At 43.1% G+C, this 15,381-nt stretch carries 17 protein-coding genes; 10 read left to right on the forward strand and 7 right to left on the reverse strand.

From position 1 onward, the window contains the following. Positions 1-20 precede the first annotated feature (20 nt). The 3 genes from HU823_RS06560 to HU823_RS06570 all read left to right on the forward strand — a co-directional run bounded on the left by HU823_RS06560 (position 21) and on the right by HU823_RS06570 (position 1,882). Positions 21-266, forward strand: a complete 246-nt coding sequence (locus HU823_RS06560) for a type B 50S ribosomal protein L31 (protein WP_066399025.1) — start codon at positions 21-23, stop codon at positions 264-266. 218 nt (positions 267-484) lie between these two features. Then, positions 485-1,111, forward strand: coding sequence for a thymidine kinase (locus HU823_RS06565; protein ID WP_144696868.1), 627 nt, complete (start codon positions 485-487; stop codon positions 1,109-1,111). 300 nt (positions 1,112-1,411) lie between these two features. Beyond that, entirely contained in the window at positions 1,412-1,882 is a 471-nt protein-coding gene (locus HU823_RS06570; RefSeq protein ID WP_066399016.1) for a hypothetical protein, read from the forward strand. Between the two features lie 48 nt (positions 1,883-1,930). Here the strand turns inward: HU823_RS06570 and HU823_RS06575 are convergent, their stop codons facing one another. Beyond that, positions 1,931-3,265, reverse strand: a complete 1,335-nt coding sequence (locus HU823_RS06575) for an FAD-dependent oxidoreductase (protein ID WP_197221508.1) — start codon at positions 3,263-3,265, stop codon at positions 1,931-1,933. A gap of 153 nt (positions 3,266-3,418) precedes the next feature. On the opposite strand from HU823_RS06575, the gene HU823_RS06580 reads away from it, so the two are divergent. The 4 genes from HU823_RS06580 (at position 3,419) to prmC (ending at position 6,519) form a co-directional block, all read left to right on the forward strand. Further along, positions 3,419-3,745: a hypothetical protein gene (locus tag HU823_RS06580; protein WP_144696872.1), complete on the forward strand. Its 327-nt coding sequence runs from the start codon at positions 3,419-3,421 to the stop codon at positions 3,743-3,745. A 42-nt stretch (positions 3,746-3,787) separates the two neighbouring features. Then, on the forward strand, positions 3,788-4,432 hold the full coding sequence (locus HU823_RS06585; RefSeq protein ID WP_197221509.1) for an MOSC domain-containing protein: 645 nt from the start codon (positions 3,788-3,790) through the stop codon (positions 4,430-4,432). 145 nt (positions 4,433-4,577) lie between these two features. After that, positions 4,578-5,651 carry a peptide chain release factor 1 gene (gene prfA, locus HU823_RS06590; protein ID WP_066399006.1) on the forward strand — a complete coding sequence of 358 codons (1,074 nt, stop codon included), beginning with the start codon at positions 4,578-4,580 and terminating at the stop codon, positions 5,649-5,651. A gap of 1 nt (position 5,652) precedes the next feature. Further along, complete coding sequence (gene prmC / locus HU823_RS06595; protein ID WP_197221510.1) at positions 5,653-6,519, forward strand: peptide chain release factor N(5)-glutamine methyltransferase; 867 nt, start codon at positions 5,653-5,655, stop codon at positions 6,517-6,519. A gap of 146 nt (positions 6,520-6,665) precedes the next feature. On the opposite strand, the gene rbsB is transcribed toward prmC, so the two are convergent. The 6 genes from rbsB to HU823_RS06625 are packed head-to-tail and all read right to left on the reverse strand — an operon-like array spanning position 6,666 to position 12,307. Continuing rightward, positions 6,666-7,586: a ribose ABC transporter substrate-binding protein RbsB gene (rbsB, locus tag HU823_RS06600; RefSeq protein WP_197221511.1), complete on the reverse strand. Its 921-nt coding sequence runs from the start codon at positions 7,584-7,586 to the stop codon at positions 6,666-6,668. Between the two features lie 12 nt (positions 7,587-7,598). Beyond that, entirely contained in the window at positions 7,599-8,555 is a 957-nt protein-coding gene (gene rbsC, locus HU823_RS06605) for a ribose ABC transporter permease RbsC (RefSeq protein WP_144696880.1), read from the reverse strand. 2 nt (positions 8,556-8,557) lie between these two features. Beyond that, entirely contained in the window at positions 8,558-10,039 is a 1,482-nt protein-coding gene (locus tag HU823_RS06610; protein WP_197221512.1) for a sugar ABC transporter ATP-binding protein, read from the reverse strand. A gap of 15 nt (positions 10,040-10,054) precedes the next feature. Beyond that, a complete protein-coding gene (gene rbsD, locus HU823_RS06615) occupies positions 10,055-10,450 on the reverse strand; it encodes a D-ribose pyranase (RefSeq protein ID WP_197221513.1) in 396 nt (131 codons plus the stop codon). Beyond that, entirely contained in the window at positions 10,447-11,325 is an 879-nt protein-coding gene (gene rbsK / locus HU823_RS06620; protein WP_197221514.1) for a ribokinase, read from the reverse strand. Before rbsK ends, rbsD begins: the two co-directional genes overlap by 4 nt. After that, the gene (locus HU823_RS06625; protein ID WP_197221515.1) at positions 11,318-12,307 is read right to left on the reverse strand and encodes a LacI family DNA-binding transcriptional regulator; all 990 of its coding nucleotides are present in this window, start codon (positions 12,305-12,307) and stop codon (positions 11,318-11,320) included. The genes rbsK and HU823_RS06625 overlap by 8 nt, the downstream gene beginning before the upstream one ends. A 387-nt stretch (positions 12,308-12,694) precedes the next feature. Between HU823_RS06625 and spoIIR the strand changes: the two genes are divergently transcribed. From spoIIR to HU823_RS06640, 3 genes are all read left to right on the forward strand, one after another. Beyond that, the gene (gene spoIIR / locus HU823_RS06630; RefSeq protein WP_197221516.1) at positions 12,695-13,360 is read left to right on the forward strand and encodes a stage II sporulation protein R; all 666 of its coding nucleotides are present in this window, start codon (positions 12,695-12,697) and stop codon (positions 13,358-13,360) included. Positions 13,361-13,516: 156 nt separating this feature from the next. Further along, positions 13,517-13,954, forward strand: a complete 438-nt coding sequence (locus HU823_RS06635) for a GNAT family N-acetyltransferase (RefSeq protein ID WP_066398985.1) — start codon at positions 13,517-13,519, stop codon at positions 13,952-13,954. A gap of 123 nt (positions 13,955-14,077) precedes the next feature. Then, on the forward strand, positions 14,078-15,133 hold the full coding sequence (locus HU823_RS06640; RefSeq protein WP_197221517.1) for an L-threonylcarbamoyladenylate synthase: 1,056 nt from the start codon (positions 14,078-14,080) through the stop codon (positions 15,131-15,133). The last annotated feature ends 248 nt before the right edge of the window (positions 15,134-15,381 follow it).

Consider the following 15,381-nt stretch of genomic DNA (forward strand, 5'->3'; position numbering starts at 1 on the left):
GCAGAAGGAGTGGAATTAGAATGAAACAAGGAATTCATCCGAATTATAAAAAGGTTATCTTTGTTGACGCTCAAAGCGGATTTAGCTTCCTTTCAGGATCAACTTTGTCTTCAAGCGAGACAATGAAGTGGGAAGATGGTAACGAATATCCAGTAATCAAAGTGGATGTTAGTTCTGACACTCACCCGTTCTACACTGGACGTCAGAAGTTCTCTGATGTTGGTGGACGTGTTGACCGCTTTAAGAAGAAATACAACCTTAAGTAATTTGTTGCAAGTAAAAGGGCAGGAGTCTTTCTTGCCCTTTTTTCTTTTGTATTTTATAGAAAAACATTTTAAGAACTCGGTAACTGTTTTGATGGACCGGGTTTTTTATACGCCTTAAAAGGAGTCAAGTACTCCAGTAACGAACGTTTATGTATGGTAAAACATCATACATTTCGTACATACTAAGGGAAAGATTGTTGCGAAAGGGGGAGCAGGCCATGTATGTGATGAAACAAAATGGCTGGATCGAATTGATCTGCGGCAGCATGTTCTCTGGAAAATCAGAAGAACTTATTCGCCGCGTAAGAAGAGCGACGTATGCAAAGCAAAAAGTACAGGTGTTTAAGCCGCTGATCGATAACCGCTATAGCGAAGAATCGGTTGTGTCTCATAACGGAACAGCTGTTATGGCTGAACCGGTCGGACGTTCTGTGGAGATCTTAAAAAATGTATTGCCTGAAACCGAAGTCGTAGCGATCGACGAAGTGCAATTCTTTGATGAAGATATCATTCCGGTTGCTCAAGAGTTAGCAGATCAAGGACTGCGCGTGATCGTGGCAGGGCTAGATCAAGACTTTAAAGGCGAGCCGTTCGGACCCGTTCCAAAGATGATGGCTCTTGCTGAACATGTGACAAAGCTTCAAGCGATCTGCATGGTTTGTGGATCACCTGCTAGCCGTACACAGCGTTTAATCGATGGCAGACCTGCTTCTTACGATGATCCAGTGATTCTAGTGGGGGCGTCCGAGTCATATGAACCGCGCTGCCGCCATTGTCATGAAGTACCAGGAAAGAAAAGAAACCTCCTATCAAGCGCAGAGGGCTTAGAAGGTCGGTTGAAATAAAGGTTTGATACAATATTGTCCGGGAGCTAAGTGCTCTCGGGCTTTTTTTGATGTTGGTAGGACTGAGGTAGCATGCAGGTGAAGTCGAAAAATGTCGCGGCGTGTCGACTCGTGGATAAATGGCCAAAACTTGTGGATTGAACGTAGGAATTTATGGATTGAAGGCCAAAACTTTTGGATTCAAGCTCCAAATTTGTGGATTCATCGCTACCTTTGACAATCATCCACCTAGAAATGGCTATCAACTTAACATAATCACCTTCAAAACAGGAAATCCTAACGATATGGGAGGTGTTTATAGTGAAAAAGGCAATGTATGCGCCGCTTTTAGCACTATTGGTAACAACAGCATGTTCACCTATGCAGTCTTATAAAGAAGAAGGGGCTAAAATTGAGCCTGCCGCTCATGAAGATAAACGGGATATTCGGGATAACCTGTTTGGTCATGGGATTATCAATTACCACCTAACCAAAAACGAACCAAGAACCAACTATAGCTATGACACGAACATGAATCCAAATGATTATCGGACGATGAACACCACACGATTCGACCTGTCTGATGACCAGGATATGATTCGTCAGGCTGTTATTGATTCATCTGGGATCAATCCGCAGATGGTCACAATAAACGGAAATTATGCCCACATTCATGTGAACGTGCCGCATGATATGTCCAAAAAAGAACGAGCAGCGACGCATCGTAAAATTATGAACGCCGTAGAGCGAGCTGTTCCGCGATATAACTTCTCACTAAAAATCGATCATTAATATTGTGGGAAATAAAACGGGAAATGGGGTCAGACCCCATTTCCCAATTTATTTCCCAAGTCTTCGAGCTGCTTGCTGGATGGGGTCCCATGACCCGTTATACGGAGGCGCGTATGCCAGATCTAAATCTGCCAATTCCTCAACATCCATCTCATGATAAAGTGCTGTTGCAAGCACGTCGATACGTTTATCTACGCCCTCTTCACCGATGATTTGCGCACCTAGTAACTTTTCTGTTTCTTTGTGATATGTTAATTTTATTTCTAATTTCTTTGGATCAGGGTAATAACCAGCATGACTTTTTGATGTAATCTTGATCTCTGAAAAAGGAATGTTCAGTTTTTCAGCTTCTTTATTCGATAATCCTGTTTTTCCAAGTGTTAGATTCATGAATTGGATGATAGATGTACCTACGATTCCTCTAAAAGGTTTTTTCACACCAACCATGTTTAATCCGGCGATTCGGCCTTGTTTGTTTGCTGTCGTCCCCAATGGAATATGATCATTTAGTTTTTTAACTCGGTGATAATGGGTCGCACAATCACCTGCCGCGTATATACCACCCACACTCGTTTCCATCGACTCATTCACGACGATAACACCTTGTTCATTGAGTGCTACGTCCGTTTCTTTTAAAAAGTTTGTGTTCGGTGACACACCGACAGACACGATAACAAGGTCTGTTGGATAATCTTTTTTGGCTGTTTTTACGAATTGAACGTGATCGTCGCCTTTAAAACCAAGCACTTCTTCTTCTAAACAAAGTTCGATGCCATGTTTTTCTGCCTCTTCATGAATGAATGGAGAAAAATCATGATCAAAGATACTTCCAAGCTGATTGCTGCGCTGGATGATACGTACCTTTTTACCGAGTCTTAGTACGTTTTCGGCCATTTCAAGGCCAATGTACCCTCCACCGATGATGGTTACGTTCTGAACATCTTTTAACCCGGCCATGAGTTCCTCGGCATCAGGAATCGTCTTGAGGGGATAGATGCCCTTCAGATGCAATCCTGTCCACTGTTTCGGTATGATCGGACTAACACCGGTAGCCACTAAGAGCTTATCATATGGCAACTCGAACGATTGCCCTGTCTTCGTATGTACACCAGACACTGTTTTAGAACGGGTATCTATATTCTTTACCTCGTGAAACGTACGGGCATCCATGCCATATTTTTCACGGAACGTCTCAATACTGCGAGCGATAAGTTCATCAGTAGAAGGGATGAGCCCGCCTACAACATAAGGAAGTCCGCATTGTCCATAAGAATAGATACCGCCTTTTTCAAGAACCGTGATGTCGGCATCTTTTTCATTTCGAACAATCTGCATCGCGGCACTCATTCCAGCCGCATCTCCACCAATAATGCAATATTTCATCTGATCAGCTCCTTACGTCTCTCTAACCATATAGTATTCCCATTGTTCCGAAAAAAGTAACGTTACCTGTATGATGCCACAACTCTCTTCACTTTGACCAACAAGAAGTACAGAGTTAAAACGAACTATGATAGTAGAAAGAGGTGGTGGACTGTGCTAGAGATCAAATCGAACGGAACGGACTGGAACGCACCGGTTCAGCCGATTCATACACTAATAAAAAAACTTGAACAAAAGCCATTGGATCCTGTCTACGAAGGCATGGGCAATTTTATTATTAAATATAAAAATGAAAATCAGACGGACAACCCGCGTTATGTTGGCTGTACGCATTTTCTTGGACATTTTGCGACCATTCCTTATGTGTTTAACGTGATCACGAATGAAAAAGTGGTCATCGAGGAGCTGACGAAAGCGATTCGAATGAACCAAGAGCGTATTGATTATGAGCAGTTGCGCCGCAATATCTTTTCCTATTAATTTCCTTTTGTCCTGTGCTATGCTTTTCGTGAGGTGAGGGGAATGAAGGGGAATATAGCTTCGTTAAACATTAAGCTGCCAGAAGAAGTGGAGACACAAACTAAAACTTTTTTTACAGCCTACAACAAAACGCCGCAGCAGCAACCTGTTTTTTTACATATAACACACTTTGAAGGTGACGGAGTGGGGAATACGAGGCACCATGGTGGAACAGATAAAGCAGTCTGTGTGTACCCGTTTGAGCATTATGAAAAGTGGACGACTGAGCTGAATTTAGAAGTGCCTTTATCCGTACCATCTTTCGGAGAAAACCTAACAGTGAGAGGTCTTTTAGAGGATGATGTTTGTATAGGTGACTTGTTTTCAGTAGGCGAAGCGATCGTGCAGATCACACAGCCTCGTCAGCCCTGTCAGACATTAGCTTCTGTTCTTTGTCGGCCAGATATGATCAAAAAGGTTGTAGTTACGGGGCGTACCGGTTATTACCTTCGGGTTATAAAAGAAGGATTGGTTGCAGCAGGTGATGAGATGTTGCTGATTGAAAAACATCCTGCATACATATCTGTAACAGAATCGAATCAGATCAAGTATGGTTTTTTAAAAGATGCTGAAAAAGTTCAAAGATTGATCGAAGTGAAAGAATTGGCGGAATCGATGAGAGAGTCGCTGCAAAAACGGAAAATGTAAATATCGTCTTTAAGTTTCATGAAGGCTCTCTTTTGAAGGAAAGGGCGGCCTTTTTTATTGATTTCGTTCCTTTTTGCTTTTGACTGTAAGACCTGTAATAGTCTATAATTATAATGTTATGCATATAAAACAGAGGTGAAAAACCATGTTAGAACGTTTAGAGACGATCGAAGCAAGATATGACAAGTTAAATGAATTACTCAGTGACCCTGAGGTTATAAATGATACGAACAAGCTGCGCGATTATTCAAAAGAGCAATCTTCCCTTCAAGATACGGTAGCGGTTTACCGTGAGTATAAAGAAGCGAAAGAACAATTAGACGAAGCAAAATTAATGCTCGAAGATAAGCTTGATGCTGAAATGACAGCGATGGTAAAAGAAGAGATCTCAGGGCTTAACCAACAGATCGAAGAATTTACTGCTCAGTTAAAAATCCTATTGCTTCCAAAAGATCCGAACGACGACAAGAACGTTATCGTCGAGGTTCGTGGTGCAGCAGGTGGAGACGAGGCAGCCCTTTTCGCTGGCGACCTTTACCGTATGTACACGCGTTATGCAGAGATGCAAGGATGGAAGTCTGAAGTAATCGAAGCTTCTTACACAGAGCTTGGCGGATACAAAGAGATCATCTTTATGATCAATGGTGCTGGTGCTTATTCGAAGTTAAAATATGAAAACGGCGCACACCGTGTTCAGCGTGTCCCTTCAACAGAATCAGGCGGACGTATCCATACGTCTACAGCGACGGTGGCTGTACTTCCAGAGGCTGAGGAAGTTGAAGTTGAGATTCACGAAAAAGACGTTCGTGTTGATACGTTTACATCTTCTGGTCCAGGGGGTCAGTCTGTAAACACGACTCAATCAGCGGTTCGTTTAACACATGTTCCTACAGGTACGGTTGTATCGTGTCAGGATGAGAAATCACAGATCAAGAACAAAGAAAAAGCGATGAAGGTTCTTCGTGCGCGTGTTTATGATAAAATTCAGCGCGAAATACAAAAAGAGTACGATGAAACACGTAAGAGTGCGGTTGGTTCAGGTGACCGTTCAGAGCGTATTCGTACGTACAATTTCCCGCAAAACCGTGTTACCGATCACCGTATCGGTCTAACGATTCAAAAGCTTGATCAGATCCTTCTTGGTAAGATGGATGAGTTCGTTGAAGCATTGATTACAGAAGACCAAACAAGCAAGATGAAAGCTCAGGCGGACGCGTAAAATGAGTACAAAAGTTCATGAAGCCCTCGCGTGGGCTTCTTCTTTTTTAGCTGAAAACGGACGCGAAAGTTTTGCTGCAGAAATTTTGATGAGACATGTTTTAGGGGATGTGAATCGAACAGAGATGCTCATGCGCCTACATGATGTGATGAGTGAAGAGAATGAGTGGCAACTCAAAGCGGCAGTCGCTCGCCACGTTGAAGGAGAGCCTGTTCAGTATATTACCGGAAAAGAAGAATTTTACGGTCGAACGTTTTCGGTGAACGAAGAAGTTCTCATTCCAAGACCGGAAACAGAAGAGTTGGTCGAACACACACTAACGCTTATCTCAGAATATTTCAGTGACGATGAGACCGTTGCTGTTGCAGATATTGGAACGGGAAGCGGAGCTATCTCGATCTCGTTAGCTTTAGAAAATAATCGACTGAACGTATACACGGTTGATATTGCAGAAGAATCTATCGAAGTAGCGAAAGGAAATGCAGATCGACTTGGAGCAGAGGTTACATTCCTACACGGTGACCTTTTACAGCCTTTTATTAGTAGTGGGAAGAAACTTGATGTTGTCGTATCAAATCCACCTTACATTCCAGATCATGAGATCGCGGTCCTTGAAACGATCGTAAAAGACCGTGAACCGATGAGAGCACTAAGTGGCGGGGAAGACGGCTATGTGTTCTATCGTCGATTCATGGAAGAGCTGCCTCTCGTTCTAAAAGAAAAAGCGATCGTAGGCTTTGAAGTAGGAGCGGGGCAGGGTGAGACGGTAGCGGGCATGCTTCGTGTCACGTTCCCGGGTGCGGATGTGTATGTAAAAGAAGACATTAGCGGCAAGGACCGCATGGTTTTCGCCATCCTCGGGAAATAAAGTGGGAAATGGGGTCTGACCCCGGGTCAGACCCCAAACAATTTACACACAATTCAAAAGGCCGACTAGGTATAAGCATGTAACGCTTGCATCCAGTCGGCCATTTCTAACTTCTTTCATTCTACTATTATTTCCACTCTGTTCAACTACTCTTCTTTCACCATCAACTTAAGCGGTGCTGCAATCTTCTTTTCTACTTTCTTTCCTGCTAGTACGTCGGATGCGGCTTTTACTGCAAGTTCACCGATCAGATCAGGCTGCTGTGCAACAGTTGCTGCAAGCTTTCCTTCTTTTACAGCATTGATCGCATCTTCGTTTCCGTCAAAACCAACAACGAGCACGTCTCGACCAGAGCTGTTGATCGCTTGAAGTGCGCCTAGCGCCATCTCATCATTATGAGCGAAAACCGCTTTAATATCTGGATTTCCTTGAAGAACGTTCTCCATAACGTTTAATCCTTTTGTTCGATCAAAGTCAGCCGTTTGTTTGGCTACAACGTCTAACTTTTCATCGGCCACATTGTGGAATCCTTTTCCGCGCTCGCGTGTTGCCGAAGCTCCAGGTACACCTTCTAACTCAGCTACCTTCGCACCCTCACCGAGCTTTTCTGCGATAAAGTCACCAGCCATCTGGCCGCCTTTTACATTATCAGAGGCAACAAGCGTTGCTACATCTCCTTTATCTGTTGAACGGTCTAGTGTGACAACCGGAACATCAAGGTTGTTCGCAGATTGAACAGCGGTTGAGATCGCTGCTGAATCTGTTGGATTGATTAACAGAGTATCAATGCCTTGCTGCAAAAGATCTTCTACATCGTTTACTTGTTTCGCAGAGTCATTCTGTGCATCGACAACGATCACTTCGGCACCTTGCTTTTTCGCTTCATCAATCACGCCATTTTTCATCGATACGAAGAACGGATTATTAAGGGTTGAAACGGATAAACCGATTTTAATTTTTTCTCCATCACCTTTTTTAGCCGGCTTTGCCCATGAAGGGGGCTCTAATGAACAGGCACCTAACAAGAAAACAGATAAAGACATGATGAGTATTAAAGCTTTTTTCATTCAGAAACCCTCCTAAGCTGCTTTTTTACGGTCGATCAATACCGCAATCAGAATAACGATTCCTTTTACGACCATTTGGAAGAATGATGATACACCTAACAAGTTCAAACCGTTATTTAACGTTCCGATGATCAATGCACCGATCAATGTTCCGACGATTAGTCCGCGTCCGCCAGATAAGCTTGTTCCACCTAGAACAACTGCTGCGATTGCATCCAGTTCATACGAGGTGCCGGCAGTCGGTTGAGCAGAGTTCAGACGTGAAGTAAGAATCGCTCCAGCTAGTGCTGCTAATAGTCCTGCTAATGAATAGATCATGACTTTTACTTTAGTTACTTTAATTCCGGAGATAATCGCGGCTTTCTCGTTACCACCGATCGCATACGTTTTTCGTCCGAATGGTGTTTTATGAAGGATCACCCAGAACGCTGCAAAAGCAAGCATCATCGTGATCGCTGGAACCGGAATACCTAAGAAATAGCCTCGTCCAAAAAGTTGGAACATATAGCTTTCGCCAAGACCCGTGATTGGATTACCGTCTGTATACACTAACGTTAATCCACGGAAAATGGTCATGGTTGCGAGAGTAGCGATAAATGGAGCCATTTTTCCTTTCGTGATCAAAAGTCCGTTGATCGCACCCATTACAGCACCTAATAAACATCCGATCAATATCGCTAGCATCGGATCGACGCCTGATACGATCATTCCCGCCATCAGTGCACTTGATAACGCGAGAATGGCCCCAACGGATAAGTCGATTCCTCCCGTTAGAATAACGAATGTCATACCAAAGGCGATGAGTGCGTTAATTGCGACTTGGCGCAGTAAGTTTAATAAGTTTAGTGGTTCTAGAAAACTAGGATTAAGGATCGAGACAATCGTGACAAGAATCAACAGTCCTAATAGAGGTCCAAGTTTTTGCATCAGATTTTCTACATGATTTACTTTAGCCGGTGACGTTTTCATTTTTATTGTCCTCCCGTTGCATATGTCATAATTCTTTCTTGCGTCGCTTCGCTCTTCGTGAGTTCACCGCTGATCTGTCCTTCGTGAACGACAAGAATGCGGTCACTCATGCCAAGAACTTCTGGAAGTTCTGACGAGACCATGATAATCGCTACACCACGATCGGTAAGTTCGTTCATCAACTGATAGATCTCACGCTTCGCACCAACGTCAACGCCTCTTGTTGGCTCGTCCAAGATCAATACTTTTGGTCCGATTCCAACCCATTTCGCGATGACCACCTTTTGCTGATTGCCTCCGGAAAGATTCTTGGCATTCGTCTCGCTCGATTCGGTCTTAATCTGTAAACGTTTGATGAGCATATCAACAAAGTCAGTCTCTGTTTTATAATCGATCACGCCATTTTTAGAAAAACTTCGTAAGTTCGGCAGTGCCATGTTTTCCCGTATCGAAAAATCGAGCACCAAGCCTTCGTTCTTTCTATCTTCTGTAATAAAACCGATGCCACGTTTCACCGCTTCATATGGGTTCTTGATGGATACCTTCTGACCACCAACCCAGATCTCGCCAGAATCTAGCTGATCGAGACCGAATAACGCGCGCATGATCTCCGTACGACCTGCACCCATCAGGCCTGAAACGCCAACGATTTCACCGGATCTTACAGAGAAACTAATATTTTCAAAGATTCCATTTCTCGTTGCGTTTCTTACTTCTAAAACAGTCTCACCGACTTGTGGATTTCGCTCCGGAAAGCGATCTGTAAGCTCACGGCCGACCATCTTTCGTACTACTTCATCAAAGCTAGTCTCAGAGATCAATTTCGTATCAACCGTTTTCCCATCTCTCATCACCGTAATCCGGTCGCAAATCGCGAAAATCTCTTCCATACGGTGTGAGATGTAAACAATCGAAACGCCTTCTTTTCGTAGAGCGTTGATCACGTCAAACAATTTTTCAATCTCACGCTCTGTAAGGGCAGCGGTCGGCTCGTCCATGATGATGACTTTGGCATTTGTCATAAGCGCTTTTGCGATCTCGATCATCTGCTGTTGACCAACTGAACAGAGCCCTGCGTCTTTTTCAAGTGGAATGGTGACGGCTAGCTTTTCAAACTGCTTTTTTGCCAACGCTTTCATTTCTTTTGTTTTTAAAAGACCGAACGGTGACCGCAGCTCTTTGCCGATAAAAAGGTTATCAAGTACGGTCATGTCAGGCCATACGTTCAATTCTTGGTGGATGAACGCGACTCCGTGCTTCTCGGCTTCTTTCGGATTGTCAAAATATCGTTCTTGTCCATCGATCTGAATGGTTCCCGAATCTCTTTTATGAAGTCCGGTTAAAATGTTCATCAACGTTGATTTTCCAGCGCCGTTCTCACCCATTAGAGCATGCACTTCGCCTGGTTGAAGGTCGAAGTCAACACCTGATAAGACCTGATTGGCACCAAAAGCTTTATATATGTCGTTCATTTGAATGTGCAAAACGATCACCTCTTTTTAGAAGATTACACCTGCTTGCAGGATACAGTTGGCATACGGCGTCACTTCACCGGTTCGAATGACTACTTTCGCCTGCTTTGTTAATTGCTTGAACGCTTCATGAGAAACGAATTTTTGTTCTGTTTCAGAAAAAGTATCGTTCATAAACCTTAACGTCTCTTCGTTCTTCTCTTTGATCTCACTTGCGAGTATCACTTGTTCCACGACCATATCCTCTGATACAGCGGAAACAACATCTTTAAAGCTCGGTACCCCGAGCGTGAGTGCCAGATCGATTCGCGGAACATCGCTCGGAATCGGAAGACCAGCATCCGCGATCACGATAAGATCTGTGTGGCCGAGGTCACTTAAAACCTTTGAGATATGACTGTTCAAGATGCCGTGTCTTTTCATAAAGATGCCTCCACTTCTGATCGATTCGGCATGCCGCCTTGCGCACCGAACTTCGTAACAGATAGGGATGCGGCTCGATTGGCGAACTGCAAACTTTCAGTGATGCTTTTGCCTTCTGCTAAAGCAACAGCTAGTGCGGCGTTGAACGTATCTCCAGCTCCTGTCGTATCTGTTACTTCTACTGTGTAAGAGGGAACGGTGATCTCTTTTTCACCATTAAAATAACGAGCGCCTGCTTTTCCTTCTGTAATGAACACTTTGTTCGGATACTGTTTTAGTGCTGAATCTGTTGATAGACCATCGAAAAGAACAGCAGCTTCATGTTCGTTCGGAGTAATATAGCTTGCCGATTCGATCACTTTTTTAGAGAGTGGGCGAGCAGGAGCTGGATTCAATAACAACGGAACATCAAGCTCCTTGCAAAGCGCACCTACATATTCAATCGTTTCTTCCGGAATCTCTTGTTGAATGAGGACCATGTTTGCTTGTTTGATGAGTGCTTCTGATTTCTTCACATAATGGGGAGTCACATGATCGTTCGCCCCTTTAACAACGATGATGCTGTTATCACCTTCAGCTAGAATGATATGAGCTGTACCGCTCTCTGTATCTGTAACCGGTTCCACATTCGTTACATCAACACCGTTTTGTTTAAAGTTCTCTAGAATCGCTGCTCCATAATGGTCGTCACCTACACATCCGATCATGTACACCTCTGCACCAAGACGAGCAGCCGCGACTGCTTGGTTCGCTCCTTTTCCTCCGGGTACCGTTTTAAACGAACGTCCCAAAACAGTTTCTCCTGCTCCTGGACGTTGATCAGATGTAACGACGAGATCCATCGAAGAGCTTCCGATGACTACAATTTTAACCATTCGTATCAACCTTTCTTGTTGTGTTTCGATCTATAAATGTAACAGGCAGTTGAACCTGCTGTTGATGAATTTTTTCTTGATTAATGATTTTTACAAGCAGCTGTGCCGCTTCTTTTCCCATCTCATAAGCCGGCTGGCGAATAGTAGAGAGGGAAGGGAATAACAAACTGCTCTGTGGTATATCATCAAACCCGATGATCTGAAGTTCTTCCGGAATCGATTTTCCGAGACGAAGCGCTTCATGTAAGACGGCTGTTGCCACAATATCGTTGCTCGCTAACACACCATCTGTATCAGGATATGTTGCAAAAAGTTCTTTCGCCCATTTCTCTGCATCTTCAAAAGCAAAAGAAGTCGTCGACATCACATGAAAATCAATGTTCGATTGACTTAACACTTCTAACGCACCTTGAAAACGATCTTGTGCCGGTTGGATATGCGCAGGACCTTTCAAAATCGTGATCCGTTTGCTGCCCCTTTTCACAATCTCTTCTGCAGCTATTCTGCCACCTTCTTTTCCATCTGCATAGACCGATGGATAATCAGTCGATGTTCGGTCTAGAAAGACTACGGGAATGGAAAGGTCTCTATAGTTGTTTTTTGCTTTATTGTTCGTGGCTGAAATGATGCCGACTACATTGTTTTGAATAAACGTGTTCAAATAATCTAGCTCTTTCTCAGCATTCTCATCACTGTTTCCAAAAAGAATACGATAACCGCCTTTTTGCATCTCATCTTCTACACCTCTTGCTAACTGTGGAAAAAATGGGTTTGTGATGTCTGGCAGCAACAATCCGACCAGTTTAGATTTCTTTTTATAGAGGGAACGGGCGACTTCATTTGGACTGTACTTCAGCTCATCAACGGCAGCCATCACTTTTTTGCGCGTATCTTCATGGACGTATCCGTTCGCGTTTAAAACGCGAGAAACCGTCGCAACCGATACACCTGATTTTTTTGCCACATCACGAATCGTAACCAAATTTCCGCCTCCTCTAAAACATATATGTAACCGTTTACACATTTAAGTTAACAGAAATAGAAGCGGCTTGCAAGTTGGTAAATTTTTCTCCTGTTTGGTTGTCTTTGAAAAGACTTTCTTCAGGTCTTACTCTCCCACATCTTTGAAAAGTTGATTGAAGTGAAAGATGCGAGACTCCTGGGGGATCAGCGGGACAGGTGAGACACCTAAGAGTGCAGAGCGCTAGGTGGCTCACCGCACGCCCCCGGGAAAGCGAGCATCTGTAACGGAAATCAACCACTTTCAACGAATGTCGAATCAGACAGAACGAAATTTAGTAGATTACTAGTATGAAAAAATCCCACAGTGTCCAAACTGTGGTTAGATACGACGGGGGAGGAAAAAACAATGAAAAAACGCAATCATTTCTTTATTCTAGTACTTATCTCTTTAGCGGTGATGTTCTTATTTTTTGAAACACAAACCAAGGTGGCGAACGCAACAATGAACGCCTCTGTTAAAATACCTGAAGAATCGATCAGACTTCGCATTCTAGCAAACAGCAATACGGATGCCGACCAAAAGTTGAAGCGTGAGATCCGTGATGAAGTGAATGCCCAGATCACGACTTGGGTGGATGAGTTATCCTCAATTTCTGAAGCACGTGAGATCATTCGTAAACAGCTGCCAACGATTGAAAAGATCGTTCAAAGTAAGCTGGATGATGCCGGCCTTGAGAAGGCGTTTTCTGTAGAGTTAAACAAAGTAGCTTTCCCTACTAAAATGTACGGTGACTTCATCTATCCGGCAGGACAATATGAAGCGGTGCTGATCACACTTGGTGAAGGTGAAGGGAAGAACTGGTGGTGTGTACTCTTCCCGCCATTATGCTTTCTAGACTTTGAAAATGGCGATGCAGTAAAAGAAAACAAAAATGGTAAAGGTGATGTAGTAGATACAGCTTCTGATGCAGAAGCGGATCAAGCAGATGAAACTGAGGAAATTGAGACGAAATTCTTTGTGGTAGAACTGTTTGATAGCCTCTTCAGCTTTGTAGGGTCCTTATTCTCGTAAAATGTGCATATTTTCCTCCCTATTTTCATAGATTATAGAAAATGAAGAAGGTAAACAAATGGTGGTTAGCCTTCTTTTTTTAAAACGATTTTCGGATGATATGGTGAAAAACAGCCGAATGAAGGCTGAAATTATATAGGAATAGGGGAGTTATTGATGACGATAATTTTAAGGCAGGCTATGCAGCATGAAGCAAAAGATCTGTTACAGCTCGTCGGAAAAGCTGGACTTCAGTCAGAAGGGATCAAAGACAGCATCGAAAATTATTTAGTCGTGGTAAACGACCAAGGTGAGACGATCGGTACAGTAGGTTTAGAGAGAATCGGAAACGATGGCTTGCTCCGGTCTTTCGTACTCAAGCAGAAATATTCTTCAGAGACGCTTCTTCTTAAACTCATTGATAAAATTTTGGTATACTCAAAAGATAAAGGAGTCGAAACCCTTTATTTACTTACGAAAGCTGTGCATATGTTCGAACAACTTTCTTTTAAAACAATTCCGAAAGATAAAGTGCCTCCACATATCGAGAGCGCTGATCATATAAAAAATAATGCAACATCAGGAGCAGAACTTTTAGCTTATGCATTGGATTAATCAGAGATTGTCAACAAGTTGTCCACAATTTACGACAAATTGTGTATAACTCTGTGGATATAAAAGTTTTGTAATCGACCTTTCCATATAAGGTTGACCTGAGTAATAGAAAGGATTTATCACATGAACTCATTCCAAACGGAACGCTGGCCTGTGGATAAAACAGAAAAAACGTTAAAAGATCATCCACATATTATTCAAGCTTCCTTGTGGATAAATAAGAATGAAGTAATAGCCATTCCGACAGAAACGGTTTATGGATTAGCGGGAAATGCAAGAAGTGATGATGCGATCAAACGCATCTTTGAAGCAAAGGGAAGACCTAGTGATAATCCTCTAATCGTTCATATATCAGATCTCTCACAACTAGAAGGTCTTGTTTCTTCTGTTTCAGAGACCGCACAAAAATTAATGAACGCGTTTTGGCCAGGTCCATTGACGATTGTACTGCCTAAAGGTGAAAACGTTAGTGAAAGAGTGACTGCTGGGTTATCCACAGTTGCGGTAAGGATGCCAGACCATGAGATCGCTCTAGCTGTTATCGCTGCATCAAATGTTCCGCTTGCCGCGCCAAGCGCAAACCTTTCTGGAAAACCAAGTCCGACTTCTGCTCAGCATGTTTATGAAGATTTGAAGGGCAGGATTCCGGGCATTGTGGATGGCGGTTCAACAGGTGTAGGCGTTGAATCTACTGTAGTGGAATGTACAGGTGAACTTGTCACGATTTTACGACCTGGCGGAATCACGTTAGAAGAGCTTGAAAAAGTAGTTGGTGCAGGGCGAGTCATTGTTGATCCGGGGTTGGAGAACGAGAAGCATGCGCCTAAATCGCCAGGGATGAAATATACACACTATGCACCTGACGCACCGTTCGTTCTTGTGGATGGAAGTGTGGAATTTCTACAGAGACTTGTTGATCAAGAACGCGAAGCAGGAAAACGGATTGGAATTCTGACGACAGAAGAAAGAGCTAGCGTTTATAAAGCGGATTGTGTGATTCCAGCGGGAAATCGTTCTAACCCTGAAACCGTAGCTCAGCACCTATACGAAGCGTTACGCGCGTTTAACGAAGCCGGTGTCGATCAAATTTTCGGAGAGGTTTTCCCGAAAACTGGTGTTGGTGTTGCGATTATGAACAGACTTGAAAAATCGGCCGGTGGAAATATCATAAAAGAATAGAATGAAGCTCTGATTCAATGTTTTTGGTTGAGTCAGGGCTTTTTTGTTTTTAAAGAGGGCTGAAATTGGCTGTTTGATCTAGTATGCATTGAAAATTTTGTTAGTGGAAATCATAAAGTTAAATAATTTCACGGTAATCTATTATATTTTCACGGTAATTTAATATATATTCACGGATAGAGCCAATAATTTCACGGATAAAATTATTTAAACGATTTTCGACAAACAGAGGCTAGACCAAGCCTTCA

This window comes from Fictibacillus sp. 18YEL24, assembly GCF_015903855.1.
GTDB lineage: Bacteria > Bacillota > Bacilli > Bacillales > Fictibacillaceae > Fictibacillus > Fictibacillus phosphorivorans_C.